The organism is Actinomyces capricornis (assembly GCF_019974135.1).
Taxonomy (GTDB): Bacteria; Actinomycetota; Actinomycetes; order Actinomycetales; family Actinomycetaceae; genus Actinomyces; species Actinomyces capricornis.
Genome location: NZ_AP025017.1, coordinates 1157420 through 1174155 on the forward strand (window position 1 = coordinate 1157420; position 16736 = coordinate 1174155).

A 16736-nucleotide genomic window follows, 5' to 3' on the forward strand; every position below is an offset into this window, starting at 1 on the left:
GCTCGCCGACAGGGCAGGACGATCCCAATGATCACAGCTCGCGGGTCGATGACATCATGAGGCTGTCATTCGATTGGGATGCATCCAATGCCAATGCCTCGGCCGGGGACTCCTTCCGCATCGGCCTTCCCGAACTCTTCCGCAACCGCGAGCAGCTCACCCAAGACCTCAAGGTCAGCCACGGCGGCCGGGAGGTGTCCATCGGTCAGTGCGTCCTTAGCGAGCAGGACATCACCTGCACCTTCAACGCCGAGTTCGACACCCTCAAGGGCCAGGGATTCAACAACCCCAAGGGATCGGGATCCGCACTACTCCAGGCCATCAGGGCAACCGATCAGGCCAACGCAGATATTGACGCCAACGGCATCGTCACAGCGGTTCCGATCCCCGGCGGCTCCATCGCCGACAACACCGGGCTGAACTACGAGCCCGAGCGCCTGCGCAAGTACAGCGAGGGCGTAAAGCTCGGCGACAGCTCCATCAGCTGGGAGGTGTCCTTCGGCTTCCCCGGCCTCAACGACGCCCTGCAGGCCGAGGGCAAGAGCGTCATCGCGGACGGGAATACCCGTTCCACCGTCGTCCTGACCGATGAGCTGACCCCGAGCCACTCCTACTCCACGGACAAGAAGGACTGGACCCTGGTCATCGGCACCTCAACGACACGCAATGCCCTCATTGGCACCGTGACGAACGCCGCGGGCGAGGACACCAACACCGATCACGGCGACTTCGACCTGACCGTGGACATCACCGGCGACCGCGCGACGATCACGGCCACCGGGCCCTTCGCAGCAGACACCAACTACCACGTCTACTACCGCACCAATCCGACCTCTGAGAACCAGACGGTCCAGCCCGGCGTCGTGTACTCCAACAACATCCGCGTCCAGGACACCGGCATCCAGACCAGCTACAGCACCTACTACGTGCGATCCTTCAACATCAACGTCGAGCTCAAGCCCGGCTTCGGCGGCTTCACCGCCACCAAGCTGCTCAGCGGCGCCGGCGCTGGACTGGTCTCGGACGGTACCACCTTCGACCTGACCGTGGACTACGTCCTGCCCGGCGGCGCCACCACGGACACCTACCAGGGATGGAACGCTCCGGGAACCGTCAACCCGGACAAGACCGGCGGCCGTACCACCCTCAAGCTCACCGCGGGCAGCAGCGCCACCTACAACGGCACGTTCCCCACCGGCACCGTCCTGACCCTCAGTGAGGATCCGACGACCGCCTCGACCACTCCCCAGGGCTTCGCCTGGGGCGAGCCGACCTTCATGGTCGGGGACCAGGCCACCAACACCCTGACGATCCAGGAGCAGGCCTCCACCGCCGTCTCAGTGACCAACACGGCAGACTTCACCCAGGCCATCAATGGGGTCTTCACCCTGTCCAAGCAGGTCACGGGTGATGGCCAGTTCTCCGACTCCACCTTCACCTTCTCCTACACCTGCGACAACGGCGCCAAGGGCGACCTTGAGGTTCCAGGCGATGGGACGATCGTCCCCAGCCCGGAGCTGCCCGCGGGCACGTCCTGCACCATCACTGAGGACGTCGACGCCGCGGCCAAGCCCGGCTTCACCCTGGTACCGAGCCTGTCGACCAACTCAGTGACCATCAAGGCCGGCGGCTCCGTCCCCGTCAATGCCACCAACACCTACTCCAACAACACCGGCACCTTCCAGGTGACCAAGGCCGTGACCGGCGCCGATGCCTTCTCGCAGGACGCCTTCGAGATCGGTTACACCTGCACTCCGCCCGCCGGCGCCGGCAGCCCCCAGACGGCGACCCTCCAGGTGACCGCCGGAGGTCCGGCCCAGCAGGGCCCGACCCTGCCCGAGGGCACCGTCTGCGTCATCAGCGAGACGGACGCCACCAAGGCCCGCGAGGGCCACTCGGTGGCCACCACCATCACAGTGGACGGCACCGCCACCAGCACCGTCACGATCGCCCGGGGCAAGACCGCCGAGGTCGCCGTGACCAACACCTACACCCCGCTGGCCGGCTCCTTCCAGGTCACCAAGACCGTCGACGGCGCCGCCGCCGCCAAGGCGCCCTCCTCCTTCTCCTTCGACTACACCTGCGTCAAGGACGGCAAGGAGACCGCCAAGGACACCCTTGCGCTGGCCGCCGGCGAGTCCAAGTCCGTGGCCGGAGTGCCCGCCGGCTCGACGTGCACCGTCACGGAGAAGGACGCCTCGGTCGAGGGCCTGGCCCTGACCACCGCGCTGAGCGTGGACGACACCAAGGTCGAGGGCTCCAAGGCCACCTTCGACATCGCCGACGGTGTCACTGTGACAGTGGCGGCCACGAACACCTATGAGCCCACCACCGGCACCTTCATCGTGGCCAAGGGCATCGTGGATGGTCGTATCGAGCCCGCCCGTGCGCCCGAGACCGATGGGGCCGCCGCGGGCGGCGACGACGCCTCCACCAAGACCGACCCGGCCACCGAGGGGGGCGAGGCCGCCGAGGCCGACGGCACCAAGCCCCCGGTGTCCAACGAGGAGGTCCTGGCCGCCAGGCTCTGGGAGAAGGAGTTCACCTTCACCTACACCTGCGACGACCCCGCCACGACCACGGGCACCATCAAGGTCAAGGGCGAGGGCGAGGCCGAGGCCGGCGTCCAGCTCCCCGTGGGCACCACCTGCACCATCACCGAGGACGAGGCCAGCGCGCAGGCCATGGGCTACACCCTCACCCCGCCCGGCCCCGAGAAGGTGACCATCAGCGGTGCGGCGAAGCCCGAGCGCGCCGTCATCTGGAACGCCTACGAGCGGGCCACCGGCACCTTCAGCGTGGCCAAGGCGATCACCGAGGAGCCGGCTCTGCCCGAGGGTGCGGAACCCCTACCGAGCGATTCCTCGGCCGCCGCGCTGCGGGAGAAGGAGTTCACCTTCACCTACACCTGCGACGACCCCGCCACGACCACGGGCACCATCAAGGTCAAGGGCGAGGGCGAGGCCGAGGCCGGCGTCCAGCTCCCCGTGGGCACCACCTGCACCATCACCGAGGACGAGACCAGCGCGCAGGCCGAGGGCTACACCCTCACCCCGCCCGGTCCCGAGAAGGTGACCATCAAGGCCGGAGTGCCCGCCGTGAAGGCCTCCTTCGTGAACAGGTACCACCAGGAGAAGCCCGCGCCGAGCCCCACGCCCTCGGTCACGCCGAGCACCACCCCGGAGCCCGGACCGGCGCCGTCGCAGGACCCCACCCCCGGCATGCCCGGCCCCGAGCCGAGCCCGTCGCACACCTGCCTGACCCCGGCCCCGTCGCCGTCGGGCACCCCGGGCCAGCCCGGAGCCGACCCGAGTGCCTCGGGCACGCCGGAGGCGGGCATGACCAGCCCGGCCAGCGACCCGAGCAGCAGCCCCAGCGCTGACCCCTGCGCGCCCCCGGTCTCCCCCGATCCGGGCGGCTCCAGCCTGGCGCGCACCGGCGCCAGCCTGGGCGCAGTGCTCGTGGCGCTCATCGGCCTGGTCGGCGGAGCGGCCGTCCTGTCCCACCGCCGTCGGATCTGATCCGAGCGCAACCACGGCCTGAGGCGGGCACGAGCCCGCACCACGCCCCATGAGGCCGGGTGGCCACCTCCCAGGGAAGTACACCGAGGGAGGCGGCCACCCGGCCCTCTCCATGCTCTCCACTGATCACCTGATCACCGCCGCGATAGACGTGGGTGCCGCGCTCCGCACCCGGGGCTGTTGCACATCCTCAGGCGCCCGCGGGCCCCATCCGGTGCGGGGAACCGCATGATTCCAGGGCTTGTGCTCACGCCAGTGAGGTGAAGATGTGCAACGGGGATGAACTGGCGATACCAGGCCCGGCGCTGACGCGGACCGGAGGACGATGCCGTCCCCTCAGGCCCGCGCCCCTCCGGTGCGCCGGGCCACGATGAGGAGCGCACCCCAGCACACCGCCCCCAGGGCGGCCGTCGCCACCAGCACCGGGAGCACACCACTGGCATCGAGTCTCCCGGCATCGCTCACAGCGGAGGAGCCCAGGGACAGGCAGCGCGAGACGATCCCCTGGGGGATGGCATAGACCAGCGGCGACTGGCCGGCCAGCATCCCGAAGCCCGCCACGCAGCCGCCGAAGCACAGGGCCACCGGGGCGGCGAAGGAGCGCATGAGCATGCTCAGCAGCGACTGGAGTGCGACCAGCGGCAGGCTCACCACGATGGCCAGCAGGCCGGCGAGTACGAAGCCCGCGGGGATCGCGGGCCCCAGCCCCAGCCCCACGCCCACCACCCAGGTCAGGGCGATGAGCACCGCCTGCATGGCCGCCACCGGAAGCATGGTGGCCAGGGTCTTGGCCGCCACCACCGCCGCGGCGCTGTGGACGCCGGTGCGCATGGCGCTCCAGCTGGTGCCGCGGTGCTCCACCCGCCAGGCGGCCGAGGCCAGCAGCGCCACCCCCAGGGAGAAGAACGCCATGGAGTAGAACAGCGTGACCTGCGAGGACAGGGAGACCCACCCCTGTGAGAGCACCCCGGAGTTCATCGCATAGTTGGCCGAGCCGGTGATGACGGCCAGCAGGGGCAGCAGCCCGGTCACCACCCACACCGCCGAGCGCTTGAGCTTGAGGATCTCCACGGCGATGAGGGCGCCCAGTCCCGGGCGCCGCATCCGGGCGGCCGGGCGGTCGGGGTGCGGGGCGGAGGGCGCCTGGGCCCCGGGGCGCAGGCCCGACGACGCACCCGGGACCCGCGCCCTCGTGGCCGGGAGCACCGGGGCGGCCGCCGTCGGGACCGCGAGAGCCGGCTGAGCCACCGGGGCCGTCGGGGCCGGTGCCGCGGATGCGGGAGCAGGGGTGGGAGCAGTGGATGCTGGCATGGGTCTTACCTCTCCAGGCGGTCGAGTCGGCGGGTGGCGATGGTGAAGGCGAGGGCGGCCAGGGCCAGGAAGCCCACCACCCAGCCCAGGGGAGCCGGGGAGTAGACGACGCCGAAGCGCTCGCCGTCCTGCACGAAGCGCGCGTTGGTGATGACGGCGTAGTAGCCCCAGGGCAGCAGCCGCGCCAGCCACGGGGGCGCCAGCAGCATGAAGGAGGCGACGAAGCCGCCCAGGAGGCCCGCCCCCACGCCCACCAGCTGGTTGTCCACGACGGCGGCCAGCCACACGTGGAAGGCGCACATGGCCATATCCACGCCGATGAGCATGAGCGTGTAGACCGCCCACTGCCCGGCGTCGAGGGGCACGGAGATGCCCACGGCCCGGCCCACGGCCACCAGGGCCGCGCTCTGGGCGAGCACGGCCGGGATGAGGACGAGGCCGAGGGCCGCCACCTTGACCCGGCACAGGGCGCCCGGGGTCAGGCCGGCGGTGGCCGCCAGGTTCCAGCCCGCGCCGGAGTGCTCGATCTCCGTCTGCCGGCTGGCCAGGACGGCGACCATCACCGGCCCGATCATGGCGTTGGTGAAGGCGGTGTTGAGCAGGAGCCCAGCCCAGGGTAGGGCGGTCGGGTCGGTGAACCCGGCCCGGGCGGAGGAGGAGAACAGGCCCGCGCTGCTCATGGCAACGATGGCGCCCACGAGGGCCAGGGCCACCGGCAGGGTGCGCAGGCGGCGCATCTTGGCGATCTCGATGCGCACGGAGCCCAGGGGGCCGGGGCCCGGGCGGCACCGGGCGCGGCCCGCGGGTGCGCCGGCCGCAGGGCTCAGCGGGGCGTGGTCCGGGAGGGAGGCTCCCGGCACGGCGGGGCTCGGCAGAGCGGTGACAGCCATCAGAGCACGCCTCCCCGGCCGGTGAGGTCCATGAAGACGTCCTCCAGGCTCTGGGTCTGGCGCCGCACCTCGTGCAGCGCCACCCCGGCGGTGGCCAGGCGCCCGATGAGCTCGGCGACGGCGTCATTGGACAGACCCGGCAGCAGGACCCCCTCGTCGGTGAGCCGGGGCCCGGCCTCCGGCCTGGCGCCGTCGGCGCCCTGCCCCGGGGCGAGCACGAGCCCGGCCAGGATCCGCGGGTCCAGGACGGAGCGCGGTGTGGGGGTGACCACGAGGATGTCGGGGACGGAGCGCTCCATGAGCTGGGCGCGCGTGCCCTGGAAGACCATGCGCCCGCCCGCGAGGATGCCCAGGACCGAGGCCATGCGGTCGATCTCGTCCAGCAGGTGGCTGGAGACCATGACGGTGACCCCCTCGCCGGCCAGATCCACCAGCAGGCGGCGCACCTCCTCGATGCCCGCGGGATCCAGGCCGTTGGTGGGCTCGTCCAGGATGAGCAGCTCGGGCTCGCGCACGAGGGCCAGGGCCACGCCCAGGCGCTGCTTCATGCCCAGGGAGTAGGTGCGCACGAGGCGGTCCTTGTGCTCGCTCAAGCGCACCAGGGCCAGGGCGCGGTCCACCTGGCGGTCGGTGAGCCCCAGCATGCGGGCGGCGATGCGCATGTTCTCCGCCCCGGTCAGGTGCCCGTAGCCGGGCGGGCTCTCGATCATCGAGCCGGTGCGGGCCATGATCGCGGGCCGGGTGGCGGCGTTGAAGGGCCGGCCCAGGACGGCGATCTGGCCGCGGGTGGGGGCCAGCAGTCCCAGGAGCATCTTCATCGTGGTGGACTTGCCCGACCCGTTGGGGCCCAGGAAGCCGTAGACGGCGCCGCGCGGGACCACCAGGTCCAGGCCCTCCACCACGGTGCGCCGGCCGAAGGCCTTGGTCAGGTCATGGGTGAGGATGACGGCGTCACTGTCGGCCCTCGCGGTGGGCGGGTGGAGGGCCGCGGGCGCGGGCCCGACAGGCGGATAGGCGGCTCCGGGGGCAGGGCCGGGCGGGGCCAGGAGGGTAGGTCCGGTCGTGCCGGGACCACCGGGGATGCCGGGGGCGACCTGCCTGCTGACGGGGAAGGCGTGTGCTGTGCTCATGGCCCCAGGCTCCTCGCCGCGCACCGCCGGGCGCATCAGCCCACGGTCTGTTTGTCCGCGGTTTTCCCCGTCAAGACGCACGTTCGCCCCTTGCAGACCGGCGATGATGCGTCTTGACGGGGAAAACCGCAGGAGAACGGGTCGGGGATGAGCCGGGAGCGAGCCGGCGGGCCCAGCCGATGCCGGCGCCGTCGGCCCCTGCCACTCATACCCCGGCATGACGCGGCCGGAACCGGACCTGCCATACGGTGGCAACCATGTCGACCATGGGAGACCCGCGCGGCGCGGGCAGAGGAACCGCCCGCCCGCCTCTGCGCGCCTGCCTGCCGGATCTGGTCGTGGCCCTGCTCCTGATCTGGCCGACGATCCTCAACGGTCCCAGGCCCTCGCCCCTCCTGGCCCCGCAGGCGGCCACCGCCCTCTACCTGGTGCTCCTGGCCGTGTGCTGCACGGCGATCGCGGCGCGGCGCCTAGCACCCCTGGCCGGCGTGCTGGTCATCGGCACCAGCCTGGTCGTCCACCTCGTCGCCTTCTCGGACCTGTCCATCCTCATGATCCTCGCCGGCCTCATCGCGGTGGAGACCACGCAGTCCCGGCTGGACCCGCCCTGGCGCTGGATTCTCCTGGCGGGGGCGGCCCTGGGGGCCTCGGTTGCGGTCCTGCGGGGGCTCTACCTCGTCGGCGGCGAGCCGGGCCGTGCGCCGCTCCTCCTGGCGAGCGCATGGATGGCGGTGGCCCTGGCGGCCTTCGTGGGGGCATGGCGACGGCGCGGCAGGGACCGCTTCGAGCAGGCCCTGGAGCGCGCCGCGGTGCTGGAGGCCCAGCAGGCCACCGAGCGGCGCCTGGCGGTGGCCGAGGAGCGCCAGCGCATCGCCCGCGACGTCCACGACCTGCTGGGCCACTCCCTGTCGGTCATCGCCATGCAGGCCGAGGGCGCACGCGCCATTCTCGCCGCCGATCCCGAGGCCGCCGATCGCGCCCTGGCCGTCATCGGCGAGACCTCCCGGCGCTCGGTCGATGAGGTGCACGCCCTGGTCGATGTGCTGCGCTCCGACGACGCCCCTTCCGCCTCCCCCTGCGGGACCGTGGCCGGCCTTCCGGGGCAGGCCGGCGGGACGGCCTCTGCTCAGGGTGGTGCCGGCTCGCCTGCCGCCCCCGCAGGGGACGCCGCAGGGGACGAGGCCGCGGCAGGCGGAATCGCGGCGAGCAAGGACGCGCCGGGCGAGGGCTCAGCTGGCGGAGGCGCCATCGGCACGGTGAGCAGCGCGGTGAGTGCGGTGCGGCAGCCCACCGGTCAGGAGGGCGGGACCGAGCCTCACGCCCTCATGGGGCCCGGCCCTGCGCCGTCGAGCACCGGTGCGCTGGGCGGCGCCAGCGGGACTGGTGAGGATGACGACGTCGTCGAGGCCCTGGTGCGCCTGGTGCGGCAAGCCCGCAGGGCCGGTGCGCCAGTGAGGCTGAGGCTGGATGCCGCTGAGCGCGGGGCGCCGTCGATCCCAGCGGCGGCCGGGCTGGTGCTGGAGCGGGCGGCGCAGGAGGCGCTGACCAATGCGCTGCGGCACGCGCCCGGCGCGGCGGTGCGGGTCGAGCTGGCGGTGACGGGGGAGGGCGCCGAGCTGACGGTGACCAACGCGGCCGCCAGTGGGGCCGGCCAGTCCAGGCCGGGCAGTGGGCCTCCCCCGGAGCCCGTCGCGGAGGGCCCCTCGGGTGGTGGGCGAGCGGCCGAGCACCCCCGCGGGCGGGGCGGCTTCGGCCTCATCGCCATGCGGGAGCGGGTGGTGGCCGCCGGCGGCGCCCTCAGCGCCGGGCCGACCTCCAGCGGCGGCTGGCAGGTGCGGGCGCGCCTGCCCCTGGCCGGGCCCGGCGCCCCTTCTGCGAGCCCTGCCCCGCCCGCGAGCGCCGCCCCGTCCAGCAGTGCCCGGCCTGGCACGGGCTCGGGCCGGGGTGGCCGGATAGGAGCGCTGTCATGAGCGCGACTCCCGTGATCCGCCTGGGGCTGACCGATGATGAGCCGCTCTTCGCCGCGGGACTGGCGATGCTGCTGGGGGCGCAGCCGGATATGGAGGTGGTCTGGCAGGCCGGTGACGGCCACGAGGCGCTGAGCCGGCATGCCGCCGACCCCGTGGATGTGCTGCTCCTGGATGTCCAGATGCCGGTTCTCGATGGGCTGGCCACCACCCGCGAGCTGGTGGCCCGCGGGGCGCCGGGGCGGGTGGTCATCCTCACCACCTTCGATACCGATGGCTACGTACTGGGGGCGATCGAGGCCGGTGCGGCGGGATTCCTGCTGAAGAACACCCCGCCCCAGGAGCTCATCGCGGCGGTGCGCACCGTCCACCAGGGGGATTCGGTCATCTCCCCCGGACCCACCCGCCGCCTGCTCACCGCGGTGCGCGCCGGGCAGGTGGGAGGGGGCGGCAGCCCGGGTACCGGCGTCGGCGATCCGGACTCGGCTCCCCATGGCCAGGCCGGCCTGGCTGTGGGACAGCAGGAGGCTGCGGTTGAGGCGCAGCAGGCGGTGGCGGCCCTGACCGGGCGGGAGCGGGAGATCCTGGCGCTCATCGCGCTGGGGCTGACCAATCAGGAGATCTGCGACCGGGAGTGGCTGTCCATGGCGACGGTCAAGACGCATGTGAGCCACCTGCTGGCCAAGACCGGCTGCCGCGACCGCGTCCAGCTGGTGCTGCTGGCCCTGCGGACCGGGGTCATCGACCTGGCCGAGGTCCTCACCGGACCCTGACCCCTTCTTTTCGACAATTTGCATGAGATCGTACTTTTCCAGCCCCGGAAAAAGCCGATCTCATGCAAATTGTCGAAAAGAAGGGGGTTAGAGGGGGTGGAAGACCTGGCCGTTGGTGGGCATGCCCGCCAGGGCGGTGCGCCGGGGCGGGCGCTCGGGCAGGCGCGGGTCGCGGGCCGGGCTCTCCTCTGACTCCCAGTCGAAGAGCCAGGGGACGCCCGAGGCCTCCGCGAGGCGAGGCCGGTCCATGAGGTGGATGTGCAGGTGGGGCTCGGAGCTGTTGCCCGTGCTGCCCACCTGGGCCAACTGCTGGCCCGCCTCCACCCGCTCCCCCGCGCGCACCCGCAGCGAACCCCGGCGCAGGTGGGCGTAGACGGAGAAGTAGGGGCCCTGCTCATCCTCGTGCTCGACGATGACATGGTTGCCCAGGATCCAGCCGACCCCGGCCAACTGACGAAGGAAGGCCTCGATGGTGAGCATCCCGACCAGCAGCGGCCAGGTGCTGCGGGATCGGTGATCGCGCTGGGAGTGCGAGGCCACGACCACGCGCCCCGGCGCCACGGCCAGGACCGGCTGCCCGAAGCAGGGGGAGTCCTCAGGCGGCCTGCCCCGCAGAGACCAGCCCAGACGCCGGGGGGTGCCCGGAGTGAGCTGGTAGAGATCGACGGCGTAGGCCTGCCCGTAGACCCTGGTCCCGTGAGAGGGGACGGCCTGACCGGGGCTGTTGAGGGCCGCCCAGGCCCCACGCACGGGTGCGCCCACCCTCACCGGTGAGCGCCCGCTGGCCGGCGGCCTGATGTACACCAGCACGACGCAGATGACGATCACGATGAGGCCGACGCCCGCCGGCACCTCGACGATGACGTGGCGCGAGAGGAGCACGAGGAGCATGGCGATGAGAAGCAGGCGGAACCACCAGTCGGTCCACCGGCTGATGCCTCGCCGGATCGTCCCCAGGCTCCTCTGGAGCCAGCTCATCGCCGGGCTCCCAGGATGGTGGCCAGCAGGGGAATGACGCGGGCCACCGGCACCTCGTAGCGCCCGCCGCCGGCCGAGCGCAGCCACCCGGTCGCGGTGAGCTGGCGCAGGTGGTGGTAGACCTGCCCGCTCGTGCCCACCCCATCTTCCCCCACCAGCTCCTGGGCGGTGGCGGGCGTCACCAGGATGCGCCGCAGGATGCTCAGTCGCACCGGATGCCCCAGGGAGGCCAGCGCCTCGGCGCAGTCCTGCCACTCGGCCTCCAGCAGCTCGGCGCTCAGCGCCCCCTCCTGCCACTCGGCACGGGTCCCGCTGGGCAGCAGCACATGGCCCAGCAGCATGACGGCGCCGGGATCCCCGACGCGCTCATGCAGACCCTTGAGGGCCCAGAGCGCCTCGGGCTCGGGCACTGAGGCCGACGACGGCGCGGCGCCCGCCGCCCCGGCCTGCGGCCCGGATGGCTCCTGCTCCCCCACCGGCCCCGCCCCGGCGCGTCCCGGGCCGCCCGGCCGCCCCCACCCCCGGACGGCCTCCTCCAGCACGGCGACCCGCCGCTCCAGGTCCGCCCAGCGGTTCTCCTCAGTCTCCCCGGCCTGCGCACTCATGGTCCCTACGATATCACGTAAGTACGTAATCATCAACGACCTCGGACTCGGCCACCCTCGATGACGAGTAGCATGACTGCCTCCGCCCGCCCGATCCCCGCCCATGCCCCCAGGAGAGCAGCCATGAGCAGTCCCGCGCCAGTCGACAGCGGCCTGAGCATGTACACCTCCCTGCTGAGGATCCCGCACGCCGCGCGCTCAGCCGTCTTCGGCGTCGTGGGGCAGCTGCCCTTCCCGCTGCTGGGCATGGGGCTGCTCATCGGCATCCGGGACGGCTACCACTCCTACACCCTGGCGGGCGTGGTCTCCGGGGTGATGGCCCTGACCTCCGCGATCACCGCCCCCGTGGTGGGCCGGCTCGTGGATGCCCACGGCCAGCGGCGCGTGGGGCTTCCCGTGGCGCTGCTGTGGATTGCCGCGATCGCACTGATGAGCACCGCCCTGGCGCTCCACCTGCCCCCGTGGGCGATCGTGGCCTGCGGCGTCCTGCTGGGCACCTCGGTGCCCTTCTCCTCGATGCTGCGGGCGCGCTGGACCCATGTGCTGCGCACGCAGCCCGGGCGGCTGAACTCCGCACTGTCGCTGACCTCCACCTTCGAGGAGCTCATGTGGGTCATCGGCAACCCGCTGGCCACCACCCTGGCGGTGAGCGTGGCGCTCCTGTCCCCCTTCGCCGGAGCCATGGCGGCCATCGCCCTGGCCATCTGGGGCTTCCTGCTGGACAGCAGCATCGAGCCTCCCGCCTCGGGCGCCAGAAGGCCCGACGACGGCGCTCGCAGCCCCCGCACCCGTCCCGCCCCGCAGGCGGCCCGTGCGACGAGGGGCGGCCTGCTCTCCCCGGGGCTGGCAGGCCTCATGGCGATCCTGGTGGCCTACGGCGCCTTCATCGCCGCCCTCAACCTCTCCGTGGTCGCCATGACCAAGGAGATCGGCCGTCCCGGCGCCTCGGGAGCGATCATCGCCTGCTTCTCGGCGGCCTCCATGGTGGGGGCATTGGGCTATGGGGCGCGCACCTGGGCCTCCTCGCTGATGCGGCGCTTCTATGCGGGCCTGACGGTGGTGGCCCTGGCCTCGGCGGCCCTACCGCTGGTCAACGGGCTGTGGGGCACCGCCGCGATCCTCATGGTGGCCGGCCTGGCCCACGCCCCCACGGTCGTCAACGTCAACCAGCTCCTTATCCGCATGACGCCGCCGCAGCGCCTCACCGAGGCGATGGCCCTGCTGGGCTCGATGTTCGTGGTGGGCATGGCGGTCTCCAACCTGGTCACCGGCCGGGTGGTGGACGCCTGGGGCGCCCAGGCCGGTTTCGTGACACTGTCCGCCTTCGCGGTCACGGGCCTGGTCATCGGCCTGGCGGCAATGGCCCCGATCCGCACCGCCGCCTCACAGCCGGTCCTCAGGGCCGACGACGGCGCCCCGGAGCCGCTGCCGTAGGCCGGGTGTCCGGCATGTGAAGCACCCCGGACACGGCAGGGACCTTGTTCCTACGATCGAGTCACGATCTGCCCCACGCAGTAAGGAACACATCATCATGTCCCTGTACCTCTTCGAGATCGTCCCCGCTACCGAGCAGCGCGAGGCGGCCCAGTCGGTGATCTCCGCGATCGCTGAGGCCGCCTCCTCCGTATCCGCCAGCGTTCTGGAGTCCCAGGTCACCTCCGGCCACGGCCGGGTCTTCAGCGTCGTCGAGTTCGACGGCGACCCGGCCGCCCTGGGGTCCGCCGTGAGCCAGGGCCTGGAGGCCACCGAGATCACCGGCCCCGACGAGGTCCGCCTGGTCGGCGCCCAGATCGAGGACATCCGCGGTGCGCGGGGCTCGGCCGACTACCTGGTGGAGTGGGATATCCCCGCCGAGATCGACATGGAGACCTACCTGACGCGCAAGAAGGCGAACTCCCCGAAGTACGCCCAGGTGCCCGAGGTCTCCTTCCTGCGCACCTACGTGCGCGAGGACACCGTCAAGTGCCTGTGCTTCTACGACGCCCCCGATGAGGAGACCGTCGTGCGGGCCCGCGAGGTGGTCTCCACCCCGATCGACCGTCTGCACGCGCTGGAGGGCTGAGCCCCAGGCCCTTCGGCCCTTCTGCCGCGCCCCCGCGCTGAGTCCCTCCCGGGCTCACCGCGGGGGCGCGCTGGTCTCGGTGAAGACGGCAGCCGTGCGGGCCGGGACGCCCACCGCGCCGGAGCCGGGGTCGAAGACGGCGGTGCGCACGACGTCGTCGGCCCCCTCGGCCTGGACCTGGGACAGGGTGAAGCGCCGCCCCGCGACCTCCACGAGGGTCTGGCCCACCCAGGTGCCCGAGGCGTTGATCACCACGAGCACGCCGTCGAGGGCCGGGTCGATATCCGGGCCCAGGGTGTCGTCGATGAGCATGGTGATGACGCCGGCGGGCGCCCCCGGCCCGGAGCCGGGGAAGCTCAGCTTGGTGCGCACCAGCTCGGCGTCGCCCAGCCAGAACAGGGGCGTGGAGGCGCGCAGCCGCAGCAGGTCCATGGCCTGGGCCTTGGCGGCGGCGATGTGCTGGGGGCTGGGGCGCAGCCGCTCGTCCTCCAGCAGCGGGCCCTGGACCCACCAGCTCGACTCGTTGCGGGAGGCGGCCGGCAGTCCCCGGCCGAAGCCGTTGTCCTGGCCGGAGTAGTCGATGGCGTTGAACCAGTCCCCCGAGTTGTAGGAGTCGCGGTCCAGGGATTTGCTGCGCAGCAGCTCCACGCCGGCCCCCCAGAAGGAGGGGGACTGGCCCAGGGCGGTGGTGGCCAGGCACACGGTGTTCATACGCACCCGCTCGGCCATGGGCAGGCCCTGGGGGAGCTTGAGGACCAGCAGGTCGTAGAGGGTCTCGTTGTCGTGGGCGTCGACGTAGTTGACGCTCTCCTGGGGGTCGGCGGCGTACCCGGCGCCCATGCCGTTGTAGGCCAGCTCGCCGCCGGGGCGCACCGTGCCGTCAGACAGGGGCAGTCGGAAATCACGCAGGTTGCCGGCCAGGGCCACCTTGACCAGGTCGGTGCGGTGGGCGAGGTCGGCGGCCTGCTCCTGGCGGGAGCGGGGGTCGTGCCCGCTGGCCTGGGTGAGCAGCCCGGTGCCGAAGCCCTGATAGGTGCGGTGGTCGGGGTCGAAGGGCCCCCCGCCGTGGACGGCGTCGCGCAGGCGGTCGTTGAAGGTCCCGATCCCGGTGCCGCCGAGCTGGCCCTGGGTGGCCTGGATGAACAGCGCGTTGTAGGCCACCTCCCCGAAGTTCCAGCCCTCCCCGTAGAGGTAGATCGAGGCCCCGTCCACCCCGTCGTCCTCCAGGGTCAGGGCATTGAGGGCGGCGCGCACCCGCTCCATGGTGGCGCGCGAGTGGTGGCCCATGAGATCGAAGCGGAAGCCGTCGATCCGGTAGTGCCGGGCCCACCAGACCACCGAGTCGATCATGAGTCTCTCGCTCATGGCGTTCTCGGTGGCGATATTGGAGCAGCAGGTCGAGTTGGTCACCCGCCCCACGGCGTCGAGGCGGTGGTAGTAGCCGGGCACCACCCGGTCCAGGACGCTGCTGGGGTCCTGGCCGTGGGCGGCGGTGTGGTTGTAGACCTGGTCGAGGATGACCTCCAGCCCGGCCGCATGCAGTGCCCCCACCATCTGGCGGAACTGGATGGTCCGGGCGCCGCCGTCCTGGTGGCCGTCGGTGGCGTAGGAGCCCTCGGGGACCATCCAGTGCAGGGGGTCGTAGCCCCAGTTGTAGGCGTCGCGCTCGGCCACTGCGCCCACGGCCGCCTGCTGCTCGGTGGAGGCGGGGCCGGCCGCCGGGATCTGGGGGACGGCCTGCTCGGCGCGGCTCTCGGGGATGGTGGCGATGTCGAAGGTCGGCAGGAGATGGACGGAGGACAGCCCCGCCTGGGCGAGCTCGCGCAGATGGCGCATGCCGTGGGAGTCGCTGACGGTGAAGGCCTGGTAGGTGCCGCGCAGCTCGGCGGGGACGCGCTCGTCGAGGACGGAGAAGTCACGCAGGTGCAGCTCGTAGATGGCCCGGGAGGCGTCGTTGGGGGCGCGGGGGGCGGGGGTGGTGGCCCACTGGCGGGGCGCCAGCTCGGGCAGGGCGAGGTCGAGTGCCACCGATCGTGCCGAGTCCATGGTCAGGGCCGCACTGTAGGGGTCGGTGACGAGGTTGACCTCGACCCGCCCGGTGGAGGGCACGTAGACGCGGACTTCCCACAGGTACTGGCAGCCGGCGGTGATGGTGGCTGCCTCATTGGCCACCGTCCAGCACCCGTCCTCACCGCGGATCGCCGGGGTGCGCAGGCCCTGGCCCTCGACCAGAGGAGCCGAGCCGCTGGGGTCTCCGGTCTCCCAGGTCAGCAGGGCCGCCTCCTGGGCCGTGGGCGCCCACAGGCCGAAGCGTGGGCCCGCCCCGTCGAAGGTGACACCCAGGCGGGCCTCGGCCGCCGCTCCGGCGTAGAGGGCGTCCAGGACGATGGCGGTCTGCACCCCGGTGAAGGCATCCGCGCTCCAGCCCCCCTCCGGGCGGGCCACCTCCTGGAGGAGGGCGACCTGCCCGGTGAGGGCCTCGCGCACCTCCTGAGGGCTCATGGCGGGGGCACCCCCGGCGTCGGCCAGGCTCAGGGCGATGTACCCCTCCAGGTTGGGGTGCCGGGAGCGGATGGTCTCGGTGAGGTTCCCGGCGACCCTCAGGCGGGTGCGGGCCGGCTCGGGCAGGCCGTCGGCGCCGTGCAGCTCGCCGTCGATGACGGCGGCGCCTCCCTGGGCGGCGGTGACGAGGGTAAAGCGCAGATCGGAGCCCTCCACTGGCCGTCCGTCGGCGACGACGTCCTCGCGGGCCATCCCGAAGGGCAGGAGGGACAGGGGCCAGGCCAGGGTGAGGGGGTCGACCCAGTAGGCGCGCAGTTCGTCGGCGCCGGCCAGGGCGGGGTCGGCCATCGTGTGCTCCAGGGTGCGGGTCATCGTGTATGTGAAGGCCATCGGAGTCCCTTCTTGCACGGCTCTTGCACGGTGTGGGGCGTCGGTGTGGAGCGTACGCGCAGGTGCGGGCACGGCGGAGCACCTGCACCTCACAGTGTTCCGCTCCTCAGGCGCGAGCGCCACTTGGAACCCGCGGCCCGACGGCGGGCACGGCCCCACGAGCCGTCTGCCGGCGCGCCGGGGCCCGCTGCCCGGACTGACCGGCCCGCCCCGGGCGCCCAGGAGCGGGCCCGGCTTTCTCCTGGGGGCGCCGGGGCGCCCCCCGCCCGGGATTTCCCAGGTGGTTCACAGTGCCAGGAGGTGGGTTTTTCCAGGGTGGTCGCGTTACATAGTGGGCACCACCGGACGGAACCGGTCCTGAGGGTTGGGGAGCCTGATGACGGACCGGACCTCCGAGGCCGGCACCGGGTCTTAGGGAGCCCGGGGCCGCCGCTCCGGTGAAGGAGGCGACCGCCTCCCCGGGTGCATGGGAACCCGGGTGGCAGACGGTCCCTCACGAGGCTTGGACCCTCGGGCCCGCAACCGCGGGCCCGAGGGTCAAGTCTTACCCCCCACCGCCCCGCCCGCCGACGATCCGCCCCCACCGGGGCAAGAGGCGCCCACCGAG

Annotated in this window: 11 protein-coding genes; 5 read left to right on the forward strand and 6 right to left on the reverse strand. The window is 72.4% G+C overall.

What is annotated here, in order from left to right; all coding sequences use genetic code 11:
* Window positions 1-56 precede the first annotated feature (56 nt).
* A complete protein-coding gene (locus MANAM107_RS04650; RefSeq protein WP_223911738.1) occupies window positions 57-3521 on the forward strand; it encodes a DUF5979 domain-containing protein in 3465 nt (1154 codons plus the stop codon).
* A gap of 336 nt (window positions 3522-3857) precedes the next feature.
* On the opposite strand, the gene MANAM107_RS04655 is transcribed toward MANAM107_RS04650, so the two are convergent.
* The 3 genes from MANAM107_RS04655 to MANAM107_RS04665 are packed head-to-tail and all read right to left on the reverse strand — an operon-like array spanning window position 3858 to window position 6852.
* Window positions 3858-4832, reverse strand: a complete 975-nt coding sequence (locus MANAM107_RS04655; RefSeq protein WP_223911740.1) for an ABC transporter permease — start codon at window positions 4830-4832, stop codon at window positions 3858-3860.
* 5 nt (window positions 4833-4837) lie between these two features.
* The gene (locus MANAM107_RS04660; protein WP_223911743.1) at window positions 4838-5722 is read right to left on the reverse strand and encodes an ABC transporter permease; all 885 of its coding nucleotides are present in this window, start codon (window positions 5720-5722) and stop codon (window positions 4838-4840) included.
* Window positions 5722-6852: an ABC transporter ATP-binding protein gene (locus MANAM107_RS04665; protein WP_223911745.1), complete on the reverse strand. Its 1131-nt coding sequence runs from the start codon at window positions 6850-6852 to the stop codon at window positions 5722-5724. Before MANAM107_RS04665 ends, MANAM107_RS04660 begins: the two co-directional genes overlap by 1 nt.
* Window positions 6853-7109: 257 nt before the next feature.
* Here MANAM107_RS04665 and MANAM107_RS04670 point away from each other — a divergent pair, with 257 nt between their 5' ends.
* A complete protein-coding gene (locus tag MANAM107_RS04670) occupies window positions 7110-8822 on the forward strand; it encodes a sensor histidine kinase (protein ID WP_223911748.1) in 1713 nt (570 codons plus the stop codon).
* 11 nt (window positions 8823-8833) lie between these two features.
* Window positions 8834-9592, forward strand: a complete 759-nt coding sequence (locus tag MANAM107_RS04675; RefSeq protein WP_223912859.1) for a response regulator transcription factor — start codon at window positions 8834-8836, stop codon at window positions 9590-9592.
* An 87-nt stretch (window positions 9593-9679) separates the two neighbouring features.
* Here MANAM107_RS04675 and MANAM107_RS04680 read toward each other — a convergent pair whose 3' ends face one another.
* Together MANAM107_RS04680 and MANAM107_RS04685 are read right to left on the reverse strand one after the other, a co-directional pair.
* Window positions 9680-10570, reverse strand: a complete 891-nt coding sequence (locus MANAM107_RS04680; protein WP_223911751.1) for a M23 family metallopeptidase — start codon at window positions 10568-10570, stop codon at window positions 9680-9682.
* A complete protein-coding gene (locus tag MANAM107_RS04685) occupies window positions 10567-11175 on the reverse strand; it encodes an ArsR/SmtB family transcription factor (RefSeq protein ID WP_223911754.1) in 609 nt (202 codons plus the stop codon). Before MANAM107_RS04685 ends, MANAM107_RS04680 begins: the two co-directional genes overlap by 4 nt.
* Window positions 11176-11298: 123 nt before the next feature.
* On the opposite strand from MANAM107_RS04685, the gene MANAM107_RS04690 reads away from it, so the two are divergent.
* Complete coding sequence (locus tag MANAM107_RS04690) at window positions 11299-12609, forward strand: MFS transporter (protein WP_223911757.1); 1311 nt, start codon at window positions 11299-11301, stop codon at window positions 12607-12609.
* Window positions 12610-12706: 97 nt separating this feature from the next.
* Window positions 12707-13237: a DUF4242 domain-containing protein gene (locus tag MANAM107_RS04695; RefSeq protein ID WP_223911760.1), complete on the forward strand. Its 531-nt coding sequence runs from the start codon at window positions 12707-12709 to the stop codon at window positions 13235-13237.
* Window positions 13238-13291: 54 nt separating this feature from the next.
* Here MANAM107_RS04695 and pulA read toward each other — a convergent pair whose 3' ends face one another.
* Window positions 13292-16129, reverse strand: a complete 2838-nt coding sequence (gene pulA / locus MANAM107_RS04700; protein WP_223911762.1) for a pullulanase-type alpha-1,6-glucosidase — start codon at window positions 16127-16129, stop codon at window positions 13292-13294.
* Window positions 16130-16736: the final 607 nt, after the last annotated feature.

Excerpts from the sequence above, each read along its gene's own strand:
- MANAM107_RS04650 (WP_223911738.1), top strand. The coding sequence starts at position 57 with ATGAGGCTGTCATTCGATTGGGATGCATCCAATGCCAATGCCTCGGCC.
- MANAM107_RS04655 (WP_223911740.1), bottom strand. The coding sequence starts at position 4,832 with ATGCCAGCATCCACTGCTCCCACCCCTGCTCCCGCATCCGCGGCACCG.
- MANAM107_RS04660 (WP_223911743.1), bottom strand. The coding sequence starts at position 5,722 with ATGGCTGTCACCGCTCTGCCGAGCCCCGCCGTGCCGGGAGCCTCCCTC.
- MANAM107_RS04665 (WP_223911745.1), bottom strand. The coding sequence starts at position 6,852 with ATGAGCACAGCACACGCCTTCCCCGTCAGCAGGCAGGTCGCCCCCGGC.
- MANAM107_RS04670 (WP_223911748.1), top strand. The coding sequence starts at position 7,110 with ATGTCGACCATGGGAGACCCGCGCGGCGCGGGCAGAGGAACCGCCCGC.
- MANAM107_RS04680 (WP_223911751.1), bottom strand. The coding sequence starts at position 10,570 with ATGAGCTGGCTCCAGAGGAGCCTGGGGACGATCCGGCGAGGCATCAGC.
- MANAM107_RS04685 (WP_223911754.1), bottom strand. The coding sequence starts at position 11,175 with ATGAGTGCGCAGGCCGGGGAGACTGAGGAGAACCGCTGGGCGGACCTG.
- MANAM107_RS04690 (WP_223911757.1), top strand. The coding sequence starts at position 11,299 with ATGAGCAGTCCCGCGCCAGTCGACAGCGGCCTGAGCATGTACACCTCC.
- MANAM107_RS04695 (WP_223911760.1), top strand. The coding sequence starts at position 12,707 with ATGTCCCTGTACCTCTTCGAGATCGTCCCCGCTACCGAGCAGCGCGAG.
- pulA (WP_223911762.1), bottom strand. The coding sequence starts at position 16,129 with ATGGCCTTCACATACACGATGACCCGCACCCTGGAGCACACGATGGCC.